16 protein-coding genes are annotated in these 16,769 nt (G+C 59.4%); all 16 read left to right on the top strand.

The features are described 5' to 3' along the window. Positions 1-263: 263 nt before the first annotated feature. The 16 genes from AUL28_RS13625 (at position 264) to AUL28_RS13550 (ending at position 16,674) form a co-directional block, all read left to right on the top strand. Entirely contained in the window at positions 264-629 is a 366-nt protein-coding gene (locus AUL28_RS13625; protein WP_058598259.1) for an NADH-quinone oxidoreductase subunit A, read from the top strand. Continuing rightward, a complete protein-coding gene (locus tag AUL28_RS13620) occupies positions 620-1,177 on the top strand; it encodes a NuoB/complex I 20 kDa subunit family protein (RefSeq protein ID WP_062233493.1) in 558 nt (185 codons plus the stop codon). The genes AUL28_RS13625 and AUL28_RS13620 overlap by 10 nt, the downstream gene beginning before the upstream one ends. 1 nt (position 1,178) lies before the next feature. Further along, the gene (locus AUL28_RS13615; RefSeq protein ID WP_062233491.1) at positions 1,179-1,778 is read left to right on the top strand and encodes an NADH-quinone oxidoreductase subunit C; all 600 of its coding nucleotides are present in this window, start codon (positions 1,179-1,181) and stop codon (positions 1,776-1,778) included. Between the two features lie 38 nt (positions 1,779-1,816). Continuing rightward, positions 1,817-2,215 carry a hypothetical protein gene (locus AUL28_RS22695; RefSeq protein WP_156420000.1) on the top strand — a complete coding sequence of 133 codons (399 nt, stop codon included), beginning with the start codon at positions 1,817-1,819 and terminating at the stop codon, positions 2,213-2,215. 2 nt (positions 2,216-2,217) lie between these two features. Then, complete coding sequence (locus tag AUL28_RS13605) at positions 2,218-3,408, top strand: NADH-quinone oxidoreductase subunit D (RefSeq protein WP_058598263.1); 1,191 nt, start codon at positions 2,218-2,220, stop codon at positions 3,406-3,408. A gap of 151 nt (positions 3,409-3,559) precedes the next feature. Next, entirely contained in the window at positions 3,560-4,741 is a 1,182-nt protein-coding gene (nuoE, locus tag AUL28_RS13600; protein WP_062233485.1) for an NADH-quinone oxidoreductase subunit NuoE, read from the top strand. 17 nt (positions 4,742-4,758) lie between these two features. Beyond that, on the top strand, positions 4,759-6,066 hold the full coding sequence (gene nuoF, locus AUL28_RS13595; protein ID WP_062233482.1) for an NADH-quinone oxidoreductase subunit NuoF: 1,308 nt from the start codon (positions 4,759-4,761) through the stop codon (positions 6,064-6,066). 69 nt (positions 6,067-6,135) lie between these two features. Further along, positions 6,136-8,211, top strand: coding sequence for an NADH-quinone oxidoreductase subunit NuoG (gene nuoG / locus AUL28_RS13590; RefSeq protein ID WP_062233479.1), 2,076 nt, complete (start codon positions 6,136-6,138; stop codon positions 8,209-8,211). A 14-nt stretch (positions 8,212-8,225) separates the two neighbouring features. Next, positions 8,226-9,272 carry an NADH-quinone oxidoreductase subunit NuoH gene (gene nuoH / locus AUL28_RS13585; RefSeq protein WP_058633524.1) on the top strand — a complete coding sequence of 349 codons (1,047 nt, stop codon included), beginning with the start codon at positions 8,226-8,228 and terminating at the stop codon, positions 9,270-9,272. Positions 9,273-9,383: 111 nt separating this feature from the next. Next, the gene (gene nuoI, locus AUL28_RS13580) at positions 9,384-9,875 is read left to right on the top strand and encodes an NADH-quinone oxidoreductase subunit NuoI (RefSeq protein ID WP_058598268.1); all 492 of its coding nucleotides are present in this window, start codon (positions 9,384-9,386) and stop codon (positions 9,873-9,875) included. A gap of 109 nt (positions 9,876-9,984) precedes the next feature. Then, positions 9,985-10,599, top strand: a complete 615-nt coding sequence (locus AUL28_RS13575) for an NADH-quinone oxidoreductase subunit J (RefSeq protein WP_058598269.1) — start codon at positions 9,985-9,987, stop codon at positions 10,597-10,599. A 23-nt stretch (positions 10,600-10,622) separates the two neighbouring features. Continuing rightward, positions 10,623-10,931, top strand: coding sequence for an NADH-quinone oxidoreductase subunit NuoK (nuoK, locus tag AUL28_RS13570; RefSeq protein WP_058598270.1), 309 nt, complete (start codon positions 10,623-10,625; stop codon positions 10,929-10,931). An 8-nt stretch (positions 10,932-10,939) separates the two neighbouring features. Beyond that, positions 10,940-12,916, top strand: coding sequence for an NADH-quinone oxidoreductase subunit L (gene nuoL, locus AUL28_RS13565; protein ID WP_062233476.1), 1,977 nt, complete (start codon positions 10,940-10,942; stop codon positions 12,914-12,916). Beyond that, on the top strand, positions 12,916-14,424 hold the full coding sequence (locus tag AUL28_RS13560) for an NADH-quinone oxidoreductase subunit M (RefSeq protein ID WP_062233473.1): 1,509 nt from the start codon (positions 12,916-12,918) through the stop codon (positions 14,422-14,424). Before nuoL ends, AUL28_RS13560 begins: the two co-directional genes overlap by 1 nt. Positions 14,425-14,445: 21 nt before the next feature. Then, the gene (nuoN, locus tag AUL28_RS13555) at positions 14,446-15,894 is read left to right on the top strand and encodes an NADH-quinone oxidoreductase subunit NuoN (protein ID WP_062233469.1); all 1,449 of its coding nucleotides are present in this window, start codon (positions 14,446-14,448) and stop codon (positions 15,892-15,894) included. 3 nt (positions 15,895-15,897) lie between these two features. Then, a complete protein-coding gene (locus AUL28_RS13550; RefSeq protein WP_062233466.1) occupies positions 15,898-16,674 on the top strand; it encodes a biotin--[acetyl-CoA-carboxylase] ligase in 777 nt (258 codons plus the stop codon). Positions 16,675-16,769: the final 95 nt, after the last annotated feature.

The following is a 16,769-nucleotide window of genomic DNA, read 5'->3' as shown; positions in this document are numbered from 1 at the left end:
TTCTTTCAGCTACGCACTGCCTGACGGTTCGCTTCCGCTCCGTGAGCGATGCTTTTCAAGCTTGCACGAAGTGGGTGCGCAGCGACGTTTGATACCTTGCTTCTAGTTTGGGAAGAGTCTAATTCTCGCCTCGATTTGATGAGGCGGAAGCGGCTTCGAGATATTCGATGGCTTGGGCAACGTGGTTTTAACGCTGCTGAAAGTAGAGCTGCTTCAAGCTGTTATCTGGTCGCGACAGGGTCGCGATATGGAGAGTTAGGCTTGTGAACGAGCTCCTTGGTTCTTATCTCCCGATTGTGATTTTCGTTGGCGTCGCGCTGCTGATCGGTCTCGCCCTTCTGGTGTCGCCGTTCCTTCTTGCGTTCCGAGCGCCGGACGATGAGAAGCTCTCGGCGTACGAGTGCGGTTTCGATGCGTTCGATGATTCCCGAATGAAGTTCGACGTTCGATTCTATCTCGTGTCGATCCTGTTCATCATCTTCGACCTTGAGGTCGCATTCCTGTTCCCATGGGCTGCGTCCTTTGGTGAACTCGGCTGGGCCGGTCTTTGGTCTATGATGGTGTTCCTCGGCGTGCTGACCGTCGGCTTCGTCTACGAATGGAAGAAAGGTGCTTTGGAATGGGATTGAATCCCTCTTCCTCTTCGCTGGGGTCTCGCTCGAATCTCCAGGTCAGCCCCGCTGCTGATCCGTTCGTTGCCGATGTCAGCACCGAGCTCGCCGATAAGGGCTTCATCGTCACGTCGACCGAAGACCTTATCCAATGGGCCCGCACGGGTTCGCTGATGTGGATGACGTTTGGTCTCGCGTGCTGCGCCGTCGAGATGATGCAAATGTCGATGCCGCGCTATGATGGCGAGCGCTTCGGCTTTGCTCCTCGCGCGTCGCCTCGCCAGTCCGATTTGATGATCGTGGCGGGGACGCTGACCAATAAGATGGCGCCCGCGCTGCGCAAGGTTTACGATCAGATGCCGGAGCCTCGGTATGTGATTTCCATGGGTTCGTGCGCGAATGGGGGTGGCTACTACCACTATTCGTACTCGGTCGTGCGCGGTTGCGACCGCGTGGTGCCGGTGGACGTTTATGTTCCTGGTTGCCCGCCAACCGCCGAAGCGCTGCTTTACGGCATGTTGCTGCTTCAGAAGAAGATTCGCCGTCTTGGAACAATCGAGCGCTGATATGAGTACAAGCGAGCTCTCCGATTTTCTGGGCGAAGCGTTGGGTGGGAAAATCGTCGACCGCAAACTCGCCTATGGTGAGTTGACGCTCGTAATTCGTCCCTCCGATGTTTTGGACGTTGTCACGTTTCTGCGCGACCATCCTCAATGTCAGTTCAAGAATTTCATTGATGTCGCAGGGGTCGATTACCCCAATCGGGTTGATCGGTTCGAAGTCGTTTATCACTTTCTCTCCCCGTATCTGAATCAGCGGATCCGTGTGAAGGTGACGACGAATGAGGATCGCCCTGTGCCGTCCATCACGGGGATCTTTCCGGGAGCAGATTGGTTCGAGCGGGAGGCCTACGACCTCTACGGGATCCTCTTCACCGGGCATCCGGATCTTCGTCGCATCCTGACGGATTATGGTTTTGAGGGGCATCCGCTTCGGAAGGATTTCCCTCTGACCGGCTTTGTCGAAGTGCATTACGACGAGGAGCGCAAGCAGGTGGTCTACGAGCCCGTCGAGCTGCGCCAGGAGTTCCGCAATTTCGATTTCCTGTCGCCTTGGGAGGGAACGGACTACGTTCTTCCGGGGGATGAGAAGGCAAAGGCGGATTGAGATGCCGTCGGGGCGAGAAGCTGAGGCGAGGGAGCGCCATGTTTTGCGCGCTCCGCTTCGGAGCTCGCCCGACGAAACGTGCATTCGGCTTTCGTCATGGCGAGATGTGTCGCCGATGGGGTGGTTGTGATTTTACCGTCACCCCAGGCGAAAGCGTATCAAAGCTGACTCAGTCGGAGATGGTCGGTATCTATCCGTCGTCGAACGGCAGCGAGTGGCTGGTTTGCCGAGACGGTGGATCGAGCATCGCGTGGCGTCCTCGTGACGGTTTCCAACATGCCGAAGCCGTCCAGGTGTCGGATGATCTGAGCAGGTTCGTGTCTGCGGAAAAAGTATTCGTGGACGCGAAACCCTCGATGTATGACCGCGCCTATCCTACGCATAAGCTGACGGGCGCCACCGCTATGGCGCAATCTGCAAACGAACAAGGGGCCTGACCGTGGCCGAGATCGACGTCCGAAACTTCAATATCAATTTCGGTCCGCAGCACCCGGCTGCGCACGGTGTGCTTCGCCTCGTTCTGGAATTGGACGGCGAAAACGTCGAGCGAGTCGATCCCCATATCGGGCTTCTGCATCGGGGCACCGAGAAACTGATCGAACAGAAGACATACCTGCAGGCCATCCCTTATTTCGATCGTCTCGATTATGTCGCGCCGATGAATCAGGAGCATGCCTTCTGTCTGGCGGTCGAGCGTCTGGCGGATGTCGAGGTCCCGATCCGGGGCCAGCTGATCCGTGTTCTGTACTGCGAAATCGGCCGTATCCTTTCGCATCTTCTCAACGTGACGACCCAGGCGATGGATGTCGGTGCGCTGACGCCTCCGCTCTGGGGTTTCGAAGAGCGCGAAAAGCTGATGGTCTTCTATGAGCGGGCAAGTGGTGCTCGTCTCCATGCGGCTTATTTCCGCCCGGGTGGCGTCCATCAGGATCTGGACGCACGATTGGTCGATGACATCGGCGCGTGGTGCGATCCTTTCCTCAAGGCTCTTGCCGACATCGATGAGCTGCTGACCGAAAACCGGATCTTCAAGCAGCGTAACGTTGATATCGGCGTCGTATCGCTGGAAGACGCATTCGCGCTCGGTTTCACCGGTGTCATGGTTCGCGGCTCCGGCGCTGCATGGGATTTGCGCAAGTCGCAGCCCTACGAATGCTACGATCAGATGCAGTTCGACATTCCGATCGGCAAGAATGGGGATTGCTACGACCGCTATCTGATCCGCATGGAAGAGATGCGCCAGTCCACTGCGATCATGAAGCAGTGCATCGAGCGTCTGGCGGGGAGGGATCGTGTCGGCCCCGTCTCGTCGACGCAGGGCAAGGTCGTCCCGCCGAAACGTGGCGAGATGAAGCGTTCGATGGAAGCGCTTATCCATCATTTTAAGCTCTACACCGAAGGCTTCCACGTCCCGGAAGGCGAGGTTTATGCGGCGGTCGAAGCCCCCAAGGGTGAATTCGGCGTCTATCTCGTCTCCGATGGAACGAACAAGCCCTATCGCTGCAAGATTCGCGCTCCGGGCTTCGCCCATCTTCAGGCTCTGGATTTCCTCTGCCGCAATCATATGCTCGCCGACGTTTCCGCGATCCTGGGATCGTGCGACATCGTTTTCGGCGAAGTCGACCGCTGAAACGAAGCGAGGCTTTCCGCAGCCTCGCTTCGCCCTTGCCGTCTAGCGTTCCAGCGCTCGCGTCCACGTGAAGTCGCTGGCCTTTTATGCATTCTATGTTAGAACGCGCCGCAACATAAGCATGTTGGAACCGTTCTGAAGTCGAGGTCCAATGTCTGTCCGACGCCTTGCGGAAGATGCCGTTCAACCCCAGAGCTTCGCGTTCTCGGATGAAAACGAACGGTGGGCTCTCGCAACTATCCAGAAATATCCGGAAGGCCGCCAGCAATCGGCGGTCATCCCGCTGCTGATGCGCGCTCAGGATCAGGAAGGCTGGGTGACCAAGGCGACGATCGAGCATGTCGCTGATCGCCTGCGCATGCCGATGATCCGAGTATTGGAAGTCGCCACCTTCTACACTCAGTTTCAGCTGAAACCCGTTGGTACGCGCGCGCATATCCAAGTCTGTGGAACGACGCCCTGTATGCTGCGCGGCGCGGAAGATCTGAAAGCTGTTTGTCGCGAGCATATTCACCCGGAGCCGCTCCACACGAACGCGAGCGGTACGCTTTCGTGGGAAGAGGTGGAGTGCCTTGGTGCGTGCGTCAATGCGCCCATGGTGATGATTTTCAAAGATACATACGAGGATCTGACGCCGGAGCGGCTCGAGCAGATCATCGATGCGTTCGAGAACGGTCAGGGTGGTCAGGTGAAGGTCGGTCCGCAAATCGACCGCCATCTGTCCGTACCAGTCGGCGGACTGACCACTCTGAATTCCTTCAAAGAGGAAGCGGCGTCGGACTCAGTGGGTCCTGCGGCCGAGAACACGTCGTCGGAAGGTCTCGCGTCGCCGTCTCAATCCGGACGGGTCGATACGCATGCGGCCGAGACGGACCCGAGCCTTCAGACACCGGGAAAAGCGCCTACTGCAGCGTCTTCCTCGCCTAGCCAAGAGCACGAGAGCGACGACGCGGCTGAAATTCGAGAGGAGTCGGCTGACGGGTCGACTGGCGGCACACAGCGAGGCCCGACGGGACAGAAAGAGCGGGATGAGGCCGAGTTCGGTTCAGCCTCTGGCTCGACGTCGGGAAAGCCTCGTAGCGACGGGCCTTTGAGTTCCAAAGGTGTGGCGGCGGAGGACGCGGTCGTTTCCGACGCTCAACGCGTCCCCGGAGACGCTGCGATGCCAGGCGTGACCAACGCAGATTTGTCCAATCGCGCTGCGTCGCCCTCCAACCGTTTAGAAGGCGAGCGTACCGAAACATCCGATACCGCGCCCAATCCGACGAGTGATCGTGGGGCATCGGGCAGCGAAAATCGCAGTGTCCCCGACACTGGCGAAAGCAAGCGCTGAGAAGCGGAGAGGCGAACATGCTGCAAGATCAGGATCGCATCTTCACCAATATCTACGGCCTTCGCGACAAGAGCTTAAAGGGTGCGATGCGACGCGGCCATTTCGATGGCACGGACGAGATCATCGCCAAGGGGCGCGACTGGATCATCAACGAGATGAAGGCGTCCGGCCTTCGCGGACGTGGTGGTGCCGGCTTCCCGACCGGTCTCAAATGGTCCTTCATGCCGAAAGAGGTCGGTGATCGGCCGCATTATCTCGTCGTGAATGCCGACGAGTCCGAGCCCGGTACGTGCAAGGACCGCGAAATCCTCCGCAACGACCCATTCACGCTGATTGAGGGCTGCATCATCGCGAGCTTCGCGATGGGGGCTCACGCGGCTTACATCTATGTCCGTGGCGAGTACGTTCGTGAGCGCGAAGCCCTGCAGCGTGCGATCGATGAATGCTACGATGCTGGTCTGCTCGGTCGAGATAACAAGTGCGGCTGGGATATGGACGTGTTTGTCCATCACGGTGCCGGCGCTTATATCTGCGGCGAAGAGACAGCTCTGCTCGAAAGCCTCGAAGGCAAGAAGGGCCAGCCGCGCCTGAAGCCTCCGTTCCCCGCCAATATGGGTCTCTACGGATGCCCGACCACCGTTAACAACGTTGAGTCTATCGCTGTTGCTCCGACGATTCTGCGTCGGGGCGGTGCCTGGTTCGCGGGCTTCGGTCGCCCGAACAACACGGGCACTAAGCTGTTTTCTATTTCCGGCCACGTCAACCAGCCGTGCACCGTCGAAGAGACGATGGGCATCTCGTTCCGCGAACTGATCGACCGCCATTGCGGTGGCGTTCGCGGCGGATATGGCAATCTGCTGGCGGTCATTCCCGGCGGTTCGTCTTGCCCACTCGTGCCAGGCGAGCAAATGGTTGACGCGCTCATGGACTTCGACGGCATGCGCGAAGTCAAGTCGTCCTTCGGGACTGCCGCCGTGATCGTCATGGACAAGTCGACGGACATTGTCCGCGCGATCGCTCGTCTTGCTTACTTCTACAAGCACGAGAGCTGCGGTCAGTGCACGCCCTGCCGCGAAGGTACGGGCTGGATGTGGCGCGTTATGGAGCGCATGGTGGTCGGCAACGCCCATAAGCGCGAAATCGATATGCTTCTCGACGTCACCAAGCAGGTCGAAGGTCATACGATTTGTGCGCTTGGCGATGCCGCGGCATGGCCGATTCAGGGGCTCGTTCGGCATTTCCGCCCTGAAATCGAGCGGCGGATCGACGAGTTTTCACGCAACGCCGATAAGGATCGGCCCGCAGTCCTGCAGGCTGCGGAATAATCGATCGACGCGAAGCGGGGCAGGGCGCCGGCAGAGCTGGGAACGGCCGCCGGAACTGAGAAAAGTCAGATGGCAAAGATCAAAGTCGACGGAAACGAGATCGAAGTCCCGGATCACTACACGCTGCTCCAGGCAGCGGAGGAGGCGGGCGCTGAGGTTCCCCGCTTCTGCTTCCACGAGCGACTGTCGGTGGCAGGCAATTGTCGCATGTGCCTCGTCGAGGTGAAGGGCGGCCCGCCGAAGCCAGCGGCGTCCTGCGCTATGGGCGTTCGTGATCTTCGTCCCGGGCCTAACGGCGAGGCGCCCGAAATCTTCACCAACACGCCGATGGTGAAGAAGGCGCGCGAAGGTGTGATGGAGTTCCTCCTCATCAACCATCCGCTCGACTGCCCCATCTGCGATCAGGGCGGCGAATGCGATCTGCAAGATCAGGCCATGGCCTTCGGTGTGGATTCGTCGCGCTACACCGAAAACAAGCGCGCCGTCGAAGACAAATATATCGGCCCCCTCGTCAAGACGATCATGACGCGCTGCATCCACTGCACGCGCTGCGTTCGCTTCACGACGGAAGTGGCGGGCATCTCGGAGTTGGGCTTGATCGGGCGGGGCGAAGACGCCGAGATCACGACCTATCTCGAGCAGGCGATGACGTCCGAACTTCAGGGCAACGTGATCGATCTTTGCCCTGTCGGTGCGCTGACCTCTCGTCCCTACGCGTTCCAGGCTCGTCCTTGGGAACTGACCAAGACGGAAACCGTAGACGTCATGGATGCCGTCGGCTCGGCCATCCGCGTAGACACGCGGGGACGCGAAGTCATGCGTATCCTGCCGCGTACCAATGAGCTTGTGAACGAAGAATGGATCTCGGATAAGACCCGCTTCGTTTGGGACGGTCTACGTACGCAGCGGCTTGATCGCCCCTACATTCGTCGGGATGGTCGTCTGCAGCCGGCGAGCTGGTCGGAGGCATTCGACACGATCAAGGCTCGCTTGGCATCGGTCGACGGTTCCCGGATCGGGGCAATTGCCGGTGATCTGGCCAATGTCGAAGAGATGTGGGCGCTGAAGCGTCTGATGGGTCTCCTCGGCTCGAACAACCTCGATTGCCGCCAGGATGGGTCCAAGATCGATCCGGCGGACGGGCGTACTTCTTACATCTTCAATACGACGATCGCTGGTATCGAAAACGCGGACGCGCTTCTGATCATCGGGGCCAATCCACGATTCGAAGCGCCTGTTCTGAACGCCCGCATCCGAAAGCGCTGGCGGCGCGGTGGTTTCCCGGTCGGGTTGATCGGCGAGCCGGTCGACCTGCGCTATGCCGTAACGCATCTCGGGGCCGGCCCTCAGACGCTGGGCGAAATCGAGACCGTCAATCGGGACTTCTACGAGGCGCTCCGCAAGGCCGAGCGTCCCATGATCATACTGGGGCAGGGACCGCTTGCTGGGGCGAACGGCGCGGACGTTCTGAATTCGGTCGCGGCGCTGGCTCGCGAGATCGGAGCGGTAACCGAGGGTTGGAACGGCTTCAACATCCTCCACACCGCAGCCTCGCGTGTCGGTGGTTTGGACATCGGCTTCGTCCCGCAAGAGGGCGGCCTGGATGCCGCGCGCATCGCTTCAGGCGGCGTCGAGGTCGTATTCAATCTTGGCGCGGACGAGATCGAAATCGCTCCCGGCGCTTTCGTGATTTATATCGGAACGCACGGCGATCATGGCGCACACCGCGCAGACGTAATTCTACCCGGCGCGGCCTACACCGAGAAGGCCGGGACCTACGTCAACACGGAAGGCCGCGTGCAGTCTGGGAGCCGCGCTTCGTTCCCACCGGGAGATGCCAAGGAAGATTGGGCCATCCTGCGCGCCCTTTCGGCCGTGCTGAACAAGACGTTGCCGTTCGACTCGCTGGGTCAGCTCCGGGCAGACCTTTTCGCTCAGGTTCCCCACCTGTCGATCGAAGAACTGTCGAACGTCGATGCGGCGGCCATTACGACATTGGCAGATCGGGCAGGGCCGCTCAGCGGAGACATTTTCCGTTCGCGGATTGGTGACTTCTATCTGACAAACCCCATCGCCCGAGCCTCGAAGGTGATGGCGGAGTGCTCTCGCCTCGCTCGCGGCGAGCAGCTTCAAGCGGCCGAGTAAGGAAGACGAGACACATGGACATCTTCACGTCCTATATCTGGCCGGCGCTGGTGATCCTGGGGCAGAGCCTTCTCTTCCTCGTGGTCCTACTGGTTCTGATCGCGTACATTCTGCTGGCTGACCGAAAAATCTGGGCGGCTGTCCAGATGCGGCGCGGCCCGAATGTGGTTGGGCCTTTCGGTCTGTTTCAATCCTTTGCCGACCTGCTCAAATTCGTTCTGAAGGAGCCGGTCATCCCGGCTTCGTCCGATAAGGTCGTCTTCCTCGTCGCCCCCCTTGTGGCGGTCACCTTGGCTCTCGCGACATTCGCCGTTGTTCCCGTCGCCGACGGTTGGGTCATCGCGAATATCAATCTCGGTATCCTCTACATCTTCGCCATCTCCTCGCTCGAGGTGTACGGCGTGATCATGGGTGGCTGGGCTTCCAATTCGAAATACGCATTCCTCGGCGCCCTCCGTTCGGCGGCGCAGATGGTTTCGTACGAAGTCTCGATCGGTTTCGTGATCGTCACGGTCTTGCTCTGCGTTGGGTCGCTGAACCTCACGGACATCGTGATCTCGCAGAACGATGGCTTGGGGACGATGTTGGGATTGCCTTCCAGCTTCCTGGACTGGCACTGGCTGTCGCTCTTCCCAATGTTCGTGATCTTTTTCATTTCGGCTCTGGCTGAAACCAACAGACCACCGTTCGACCTTCCCGAGGCGGAGTCCGAACTCGTGGCCGGCTTTATGGTCGAGTATGGTTCGACCCCTTACATGATGTTCATGCTCGGCGAGTATGCTGCCATCACCCTGATGTGCTCGCTCATGACGATCCTGTTCCTTGGGGGATGGCTGCCGCCATTGGCCTTCGCACCTTTCACGTGGGTTCCGGGCGTCATCTGGTTCCTAATCAAGGTCACATTCTGCTTCTTCCTGTTCGCGATGGTGAAGGCTTTCGTCCCCCGCTACCGCTACGATCAGTTGATGCGACTGGGCTGGAAGGTCTTCCTTCCGATCTCGCTGGCCATGGTGGTGATCGTCGCCTTCGTTCTTCAGTTGACCGGTTGGGCTCAGGCCTGATCTTGCGGGGGGGCGGCGTCGTAGCCGCCTCGCCATCATGCGCAAGCCCCGCACGGCGCAGGGGTGAGGGCCGGCCCCATTTCTCTCCGAATATCGGAGGCAAGGTTTAAGATGAGCGCTCTGACGCAGACTATCCGATCGCTGTTCCTGCTGGAGTTCCTGGCGGCTTTCCGTCTTTCGATGCGCTATTTTTTCGCGCCGAAATCGACCGTCAACTATCCTTTCGAGAAGGGACCTGTGAGTCCGCGCTTCCGCGGTGAGCATGCGCTGCGTCGGTATCCGAACGGGCAGGAACGCTGCATTGCCTGCAAACTCTGCGAGGCGATCTGCCCCGCGCAGGCCATCACAATCGAAGCTGGACCGCGCCGAAACGACGGAACACGCCGAACGGTCCGATATGACATCGATATGGTGAAGTGCATCTACTGCGGCTTCTGCCAGGAGGCCTGCCCCGTCGACGCGATCGTTGAAGGTCCGAATTTCGAGTTTTCGACCGAGACACGTGAAGAGCTCTACTACGACAAGGAAAAGCTGCTCGCGAACGGCGATCGCTGGGAACGTGAGATCGCTCGCAATATCGCTCTCGATGCGCCGTACCGTTAATCGTTAGAGGTTGTCGCCTGCGACATCCGGGGATCCAACCGAGGCGGCGAGGGACGTTTACGATCCTCGTCCGCCGTTGAACCGCACCTTTTTGGGGGAGCCCGCCACGATGGGCCTACAGTCGTTTTTCTTCTATCTCTTCGCCATTGTCAGCGTCGGTTCGGCGCTCATGGTCGTTGTTTCCCGAAATCCGGTTCACTCGGTTCTGTTTCTCATTCTCACCTTCGTGGCGTCCGCTGGTCTGTTCCTTCTGACCGGGGCGGAGTTTCTCGCGCTGATCCTGATCGTCGTTTATGTCGGCGCCGTCGCGATCCTCTTCCTGTTCGTCGTGATGATGCTGGATTTGGACTTCGGTCGAATGAAGCAGGGCGCGCTGAAATATGCGCCGATCGGCGCGATCATCGGACTTGTTCTGCTGGCTCAACTGATCATCGCCGTCTCGGGCGGTTACTTCCAGCCCACGCCGAGCGCCGGGACGGTGCTGCCGACGCCTCCGCTCGAGACCATGTCGAACATTGAGGCCATCGGGCAGGTCCTCTACACGCGCTACGTCTTCTTCTTCCAGATGGCCGGTCTGGTTCTGTTTGTGGCCATGGTCGGTGCGATCGTCCTGACGCTGCGCCATAAGCCCGGCCTGAAGCGCCAATCCATCCCTCAGCAGGTCGCTCGCAATCCGGCGACGTCCATCGAGGTCGTCAAGGTCGAAACCGGTCGCGGTATCTGAGCGGGCTCCAAGGAATAGACATCATGGCCGTTGGTCTAGGACATTACCTTACGGTTGCCGCCATCCTGTTTGTGATCGGCGTCTTCGGCATCTTCATGAACCGGAAGAATATCATCACGATCCTCATGTCGGTCGAGCTGATCCTCCTTTCGGTGAATCTTAACCTCGTCGCGTTCTCAGGTTTCCTGAACGACCTCGCAGGCCAGATTTTCGCTTTGTTCATTCTGACCGTCGCAGCTGCTGAAGCGGCGATCGGTCTTGCAATTCTGGTCGTCTTCTTCCGCAACCGCGGCTCCATCGCGGTCGAAGACGTCAATACGATGAAAGGCTGAAGGCGAGGATGTATACCCTCATCGTTCTACTCCCGCTAATCGGCTTTCTGGTCGCGGGCCTCGCCGGCCCGACGATCGGGCATAAGGCGTCCGAGTACGCCACGACCGGCCTGCTTGTTCTGGCCGCAATCCTCTCCTGGATTGCGTTCATCTCGTTCGGATTCGGAAACGGCGAAACACTGCATCTCAACGTCCTGCACTGGATGCAGGCCGGTGCTCTGGATGTGTCCTGGGCTTTGCGCATCGATCGCCTGACCTTGGTCATGTTGGTCGTGGTGAACACGGTCTCCTCGCTCGTGCATATCTACTCGATAGGGTACATGCATCACGACGAGTCCCGCTCGCGCTTCTTCGCCTATCTGTCGCTCTTTACCTTCGCCATGTTGACGCTGGTGACGGCGGACAACCTCGTCCAGATGTTCTTCGGCTGGGAAGGCGTGGGTCTCGCCTCGTACTTGCTGATCGGCTTCTGGTACAAGAAGCCGTCCGCGAATGCCGCTGCGATGAAGGCGTTCGTCGTCAACCGCGTGGGCGATTTCGGCTTCCTGCTCGGGATTTTCGGTCTGTTCGTAGTGTTCGGATCGGTCAGCTTCGAGACCATCTTCGCCGGCGCGCGACAGCTGGGCGAGAGCCTGGCCGGGGAGGCGACAGGCAACGGAGAGGCCGTGCTGCACTTTGCCGGTTATTCGCTCGGTGCCGCCGGCGCGATGACCGCCATTTGTTTGCTTCTCTTCATGGGCGCTATGGGTAAGTCCGCCCAGATCGGCCTGCACACCTGGTTGCCCGATGCTATGGAAGGCCCGACCCCAGTGTCGGCTCTGATCCATGCGGCCACGATGGTGACGGCGGGCGTCTTCATGCTGGCGCGCATGTCGCCCGTTTTCGAACTCAGCCACTCCGCGCTGACATTCGTTACGTTCATCGGCGCGACGACGGCCTTTTTCGCGGCGACGATCGGTCTCGTTCAGAACGACATCAAGCGCGTCATCGCCTATTCGACCTGTTCGCAGCTCGGCTACATGTTCGTGGCACTGGGTGTCGGCGCTTATGGCGCGGCCGTGTTCCATCTCTTTACCCACGCGTTCTTCAAGGCGCTGCTGTTCCTCGGTGCCGGTTCGGTGATCCATGCCGTGTCGGACGAGCAGGATATGCGCCGTATGGGTGGCCTGCGTCGGCACATTCCCATGACATACTGGATGATGATCGTCGGAACGCTCGCGCTGACGGGCTTCCCGTTCACGGCTGGCTACTATTCGAAGGACGCGATCATCGAGAGCGCGTTCGTGGGTGAGAACGCTTTCGCCATGTACGGTTACATCATGACCGTCATCGCGGCGCTGCTGACGAGCTTCTATTCCTGGCGTCTCATCTTCATGACGTTTCACGGCAAGCCTCGCGCATCGCATGAGGTCATGCACCATATCCATGAGTCGCCCCCGGTCATGCTGGTGCCGCTCTATGTCCTGGCGGCTGGGGCGCTGCTGGCGGGTATCGTTTTCTACCCGTTCTTCCTTGGCGAAGGATACGAAAGCTTCTGGCATACGGCGATCTTCACGGGACCAGAGAACCACGTGCTTCACGAAGCACACCACGTCTCCGCTCTGGTGGCCTACTCGCCGACCATCGCCATGGCGATCGGGTTCGTGCTGGCCTACATCATGTATATCCGCTCTCCGGAGAAGGCTTCGCAGCTCGCGGCCCGCAATCCGGGGCTCTACAAGTTCCTGCTCAACAAGTGGTATTTCGACGAGCTCTACGACTTCATCTTCGTTCAGAATGCAAAGCGCCTTGGGCGGTTCCTATGGAAGACCGGTGATACGAAGGTCATCGACGGTCTTGGCCCGAATGCCATTTCGGCCCGCGTCCTCGATGTGACCAGCCGCGTCGTCCAGATGCAGACGGGTTATCTTTATCACTACGCCTTCGCCATGTTGATCGGCGTCGCGGCGCTCGTCACCTTCATGATGTTCCGGGGAACCATCTGATGTCCGGTTGGCCGATCTTATCGACCGTCACGTTTCTCCCACTCGTCGGCGTTCTGATCATCCTCTTCACGCGCGACGACAGCGAGCTCGCGCGCCGAAACATCCGCAACGTCGCTCTTTTGGTGACGATCTTCAATTTCCTTCTATCGCTTCTCATCTGGGTCGGCTTCGACAAGAGCAATGCCGGCTTCCAGATGGTGGAGCACGTCGAGTGGCTGGAAGGCGGCATCTCCTATCATATGGGCGTGGACGGTATTTCCATGCTCTTCGTCATCCTGACGACCTTCCTGCTGCCGATCTGCATCCTGGCCAGCCGGGATTCCATCACCGTCCGGGTGAAGGAATATATGATGGCTTTTCTGGTGCTGGAGACGCTGGTGATCGGCGTGTTCTGCGCGCTGGATATCGTTCTCTTCTACCTCTTCTTCGAAGGCTCCCTGATCCCGATGTTCCTCATCATCGGCGTCTGGGGGGGCAAGCGTCGCGTCTACGCGTCCTATAAGTTCTTCCTCTATACGTTCCTCGGCTCGGTCTTCATGCTCGTTGCCATCATGGCGATGTATTGGACGAGCGGTACGACCTCCATCCCTGAACTTCTAGCCTATCAATTCCCAGCCGGGATGCAGAACTGGCTCTGGTTCGCCTTCTTCGCGTCCTTCGCTGTCAAGATGCCGATGTGGCCTGTCCACACTTGGCTTCCCGACGCTCACGTCGAGGCGCCGACGGCGGGTTCGGTGATCCTGGCCGGCATCCTTCTGAAACTCGGCGGCTACGGATTCCTGCGCTTCTCGCTGCCGATGTTTCCGCTGGCGTCGGCGGAATTCGCTCCGCTCGTCTACACACTCTCCGTCGTTGCCATCATCTACACCTCGCTGGTGGCGCTCATGCAGGACGACATCAAGAAACTGATTGCTTACTCATCCGTCGCTCACATGGGCTTCGTCACCATGGGCATCTTCGCCGCGAACGAACAGGGTGTGCAGGGCGCGATCTTCCAGATGCTGTCGCACGGACTGATTTCCGGCGCTTTGTTCCTTTGCGTCGGCGTGGTTTACGACCGGATGCATACCCGCGAGATCTCGGCCTATGGTGGTCTGGTCAACCGGATGCCGGCCTATGCCGCTATGATGCTGCTCTTCACCATGGGCAATGTCGGGCTACCGGGCACCAGCGGCTTCGTGGGCGAGTTCCTGACCTTGATGGGCGTATTCCGCGTGAACTCCTGGGTCTCGATCTTCGCGGCAACGGGCGTCATCTTGTCCGCAGCCTATGCATTGTGGCTCTACCGTCGCGTGATCCTCGGCAGCCTCGATAAGGAGAACCTGAAGGCGATCCTCGATCTGACGCCGCGAGAAAAGGTCCTGCTCTATCCGCTAGCTGTTCTGACGGTCTTCTTCGGCGTCTATCCGATGCCCGTCTTCAATGTGACCTCGGCGTCCGTCGAGCATCTCCTGGGCGGCTATACGGCTGCGCTGCAAGCTGCAGCCAGCGTCGCCTCCCTGCACTAACCGACCGGGGCTACACAGATCATGTTTTCCCAATTCGTGGCTCAAAGCCTCCCTATCGTCGGTCCTGAACTGATCCTGTCGGTCGGGGCGATGCTCCTGCTGATGATCGGCACGTTTCAAGGCGAGCGCAGCGGCGGTTTCGTCATGTCGCTGGCCGTCGGTCTACTCGTCTTCGCGGCCGGCTGGCTCTGTTTCGTCACGCCGAACGGCGTGGCGTTCGGCGGATCCATTATTCTCGATCCGTTCGCTCGCTTCATGAAGGTGCTGGTGCTGATCGCATCAGCTGCCGCTCTTCTCATGTCGAACGCCTTCGCAAAGCGCGAACGCTTCGATAAGTTCGAGTTTCCCGTCCTGATCGTGCTGTGCACGGTCGGTATGCTGGTTATGGTATCGGCCGGAGATCTGATCGCGCTCTATATGGGCTTGGAACTTCAGTCTCTCGCCATCTATGTCATTGCGGCGATCGCTCGTGACCACATCAAGTCGACGGAAGCCGGCTTGAAGTACTTCGTTCTCGGCGCGCTTTCGTCCGGCATGCTGCTTTACGGCGCCTCGCTGGTCTATGGTTTCACAGGCCAGATTGGCTTCCACGAGATCGCGCTCGCCGTCGCGTCTCAAGAAACTCGTTCGACCGGTTTGCTGATTGGTCTGGTCTTCGTTCTGGCGGGTCTAGCATTCAAGATTTCGGCCGTGCCATTCCATATGTGGACACCTGACGTGTATGAGGGCGCACCCACGCCGGTCACGGCTCTTTTGGCTGGCGCGCCGAAGGTCGCGGCAGTGGCCTTGCTGACCCGCCTCACGGTTCAAGGCTTCGGCCCGATGACGGCGGATTGGCAGCAGGTCATCATCTTCATTTCGATTGCTTCGATGCTGTTGGGCTCTTTCGCGGCGATCGGCCAGCGCAACATCAAGCGTCTGATGGCCTATTCCTCCATCGGCCACATGGGGTACGTTCTTGTCGGCCTTGCCGCAGGCAATGAGGCGGGCGTGCGCGGCGTTCTGATCTATATGGCGACTTATGTCGCGATGACGCTCGGCACGTTCGCTGTGATCCTGTCGATGCGTCGCCACGACGAGATGATCGAAGACGTGTACGAACTCGCCGGCTTGTCCCGCAGCAATCCGATCCTGGCTCTAGCTCTGACGACGCTGATGCTGTCGCTGGCAGGTCTGCCTCCGCTTCTCGGCTTCTGGGGCAAGTACTACGTCTTCGTCGCCGCTGTCGGCGCTGGACTGGTGCCTTTGGCAGTGATCGGCGTCGTCGCATCGACGGTCGGCCTGTTCTACTACCTTCGCGTCGTGAAGGTCATGTGGTTCGACGAGCCTGTCGGTGGTTTCGAGCCCATGGGGACCGAACTGAAGATCGTTCTAGGTGCCGCAACTCTGTTTGTCTTCCCTGCCTACATTTTCGTGGCGGGGCCGATGTTCGCTGCCGCCGCCAACGCAGCGCGCGGCTTCTTCCTCTGATCAATGCCCCGAACCGGACCTTCGACGCGCCGCCATCTCGCTCTCGGGCAGGTCACTTCGACCAATACGATAGCGCTTGAGGCGGCGCGTTCAGGTGATCCCGGAGCGCTTTGGATTACGGCTGAAAGTCAGTCGGCGGGAAGAGGGCGGCGTGGCCGCCCTTGGTCGTCTCAGCAGGGCAATCTCTACGCGAGTCTCCTGTTGGTGGACCCCGCGCCCGTGCATGCGATGGGTCAAATTCCTCTTGTCATTGCGGTCGGTTTGCGGGACGGGCTGCTTAAACTGCCCGGTGCCGATCCCGCTGCGATCCGGATCAAATGGCCCAACGATCTTCTCATAGATGGTGCCAAATGCGTTGGCATCCTGGTCGAGAGCGAGCGTACGCCTGACGGGCGTCAAGCCGTCGTCATTGGATTTGGTGTGAACGTCGTGTCCGCTCCCGATGGTGCGCCCTATGCTGTGACGACGCTTCACAAAGCCGGTATCGTCGCTGGCGTGCGTGATGTGTTCCTGTCCGTTGCGACCGGAATCGAGGACGCTCTGGACTTATGGCGCCAAGGCGCCCATTTTTCTGATATTCGTCGCCATTGGCTGTCGGGTGCGGCGGGGATCGGTGGTCCGTGCCGCGTCAATCTTCCCAATGAGACAATCGAAGGGCGTTTCGCTGATTTGGATTCCTCGGGTCGTCTGGTGCTGGATTTGCCGGACGGGTCTCGCCGCGAGGTGTCGGCTGGAGACGTCTTCTTACTGCCGCGCGGTGATGCAGCGGCGGTGCTGTGAGTTTGCAGGTAACCCCTGCCTTTTTGAAAGTCGGCGCCGCCTTGCGGCTTGTAGGAAAGCGATAGTGCATTGAACGAATTGGTATTCGTGCCGCT

Source organism: Aureimonas sp. N4 (assembly GCF_001463925.1).
In the GTDB taxonomy this organism is placed as follows: domain Bacteria; phylum Pseudomonadota; class Alphaproteobacteria; order Rhizobiales; family Rhizobiaceae; genus Aureimonas; species Aureimonas ureilytica_A.
The sequence above is the reverse complement of the archived record's forward strand: the minus strand, read 5'-3'. Positions and strand labels throughout refer to the sequence as shown.

Excerpts from the sequence above, each read along its gene's own strand:
- AUL28_RS13620 (WP_062233493.1), top strand. The coding sequence starts at position 620 with ATGGGATTGAATCCCTCTTCCTCTTCGCTGGGGTCTCGCTCGAATCTC.
- AUL28_RS13615 (WP_062233491.1), top strand. The coding sequence starts at position 1,179 with ATGAGTACAAGCGAGCTCTCCGATTTTCTGGGCGAAGCGTTGGGTGGG.
- AUL28_RS22695 (WP_156420000.1), top strand. The coding sequence starts at position 1,817 with ATGTTTTGCGCGCTCCGCTTCGGAGCTCGCCCGACGAAACGTGCATTC.
- nuoE (WP_062233485.1), top strand. The coding sequence starts at position 3,560 with ATGTCTGTCCGACGCCTTGCGGAAGATGCCGTTCAACCCCAGAGCTTC.
- nuoF (WP_062233482.1), top strand. The coding sequence starts at position 4,759 with ATGCTGCAAGATCAGGATCGCATCTTCACCAATATCTACGGCCTTCGC.
- nuoG (WP_062233479.1), top strand. The coding sequence starts at position 6,136 with ATGGCAAAGATCAAAGTCGACGGAAACGAGATCGAAGTCCCGGATCAC.
- nuoH (WP_058633524.1), top strand. The coding sequence starts at position 8,226 with ATGGACATCTTCACGTCCTATATCTGGCCGGCGCTGGTGATCCTGGGG.
- nuoI (WP_058598268.1), top strand. The coding sequence starts at position 9,384 with ATGAGCGCTCTGACGCAGACTATCCGATCGCTGTTCCTGCTGGAGTTC.
- AUL28_RS13575 (WP_058598269.1), top strand. The coding sequence starts at position 9,985 with ATGGGCCTACAGTCGTTTTTCTTCTATCTCTTCGCCATTGTCAGCGTC.
- nuoK (WP_058598270.1), top strand. The coding sequence starts at position 10,623 with ATGGCCGTTGGTCTAGGACATTACCTTACGGTTGCCGCCATCCTGTTT.
- nuoL (WP_062233476.1), top strand. The coding sequence starts at position 10,940 with ATGTATACCCTCATCGTTCTACTCCCGCTAATCGGCTTTCTGGTCGCG.
- AUL28_RS13560 (WP_062233473.1), top strand. The coding sequence starts at position 12,916 with ATGTCCGGTTGGCCGATCTTATCGACCGTCACGTTTCTCCCACTCGTC.
- nuoN (WP_062233469.1), top strand. The coding sequence starts at position 14,446 with ATGTTTTCCCAATTCGTGGCTCAAAGCCTCCCTATCGTCGGTCCTGAA.
- AUL28_RS13550 (WP_062233466.1), top strand. The coding sequence starts at position 15,898 with ATGCCCCGAACCGGACCTTCGACGCGCCGCCATCTCGCTCTCGGGCAG.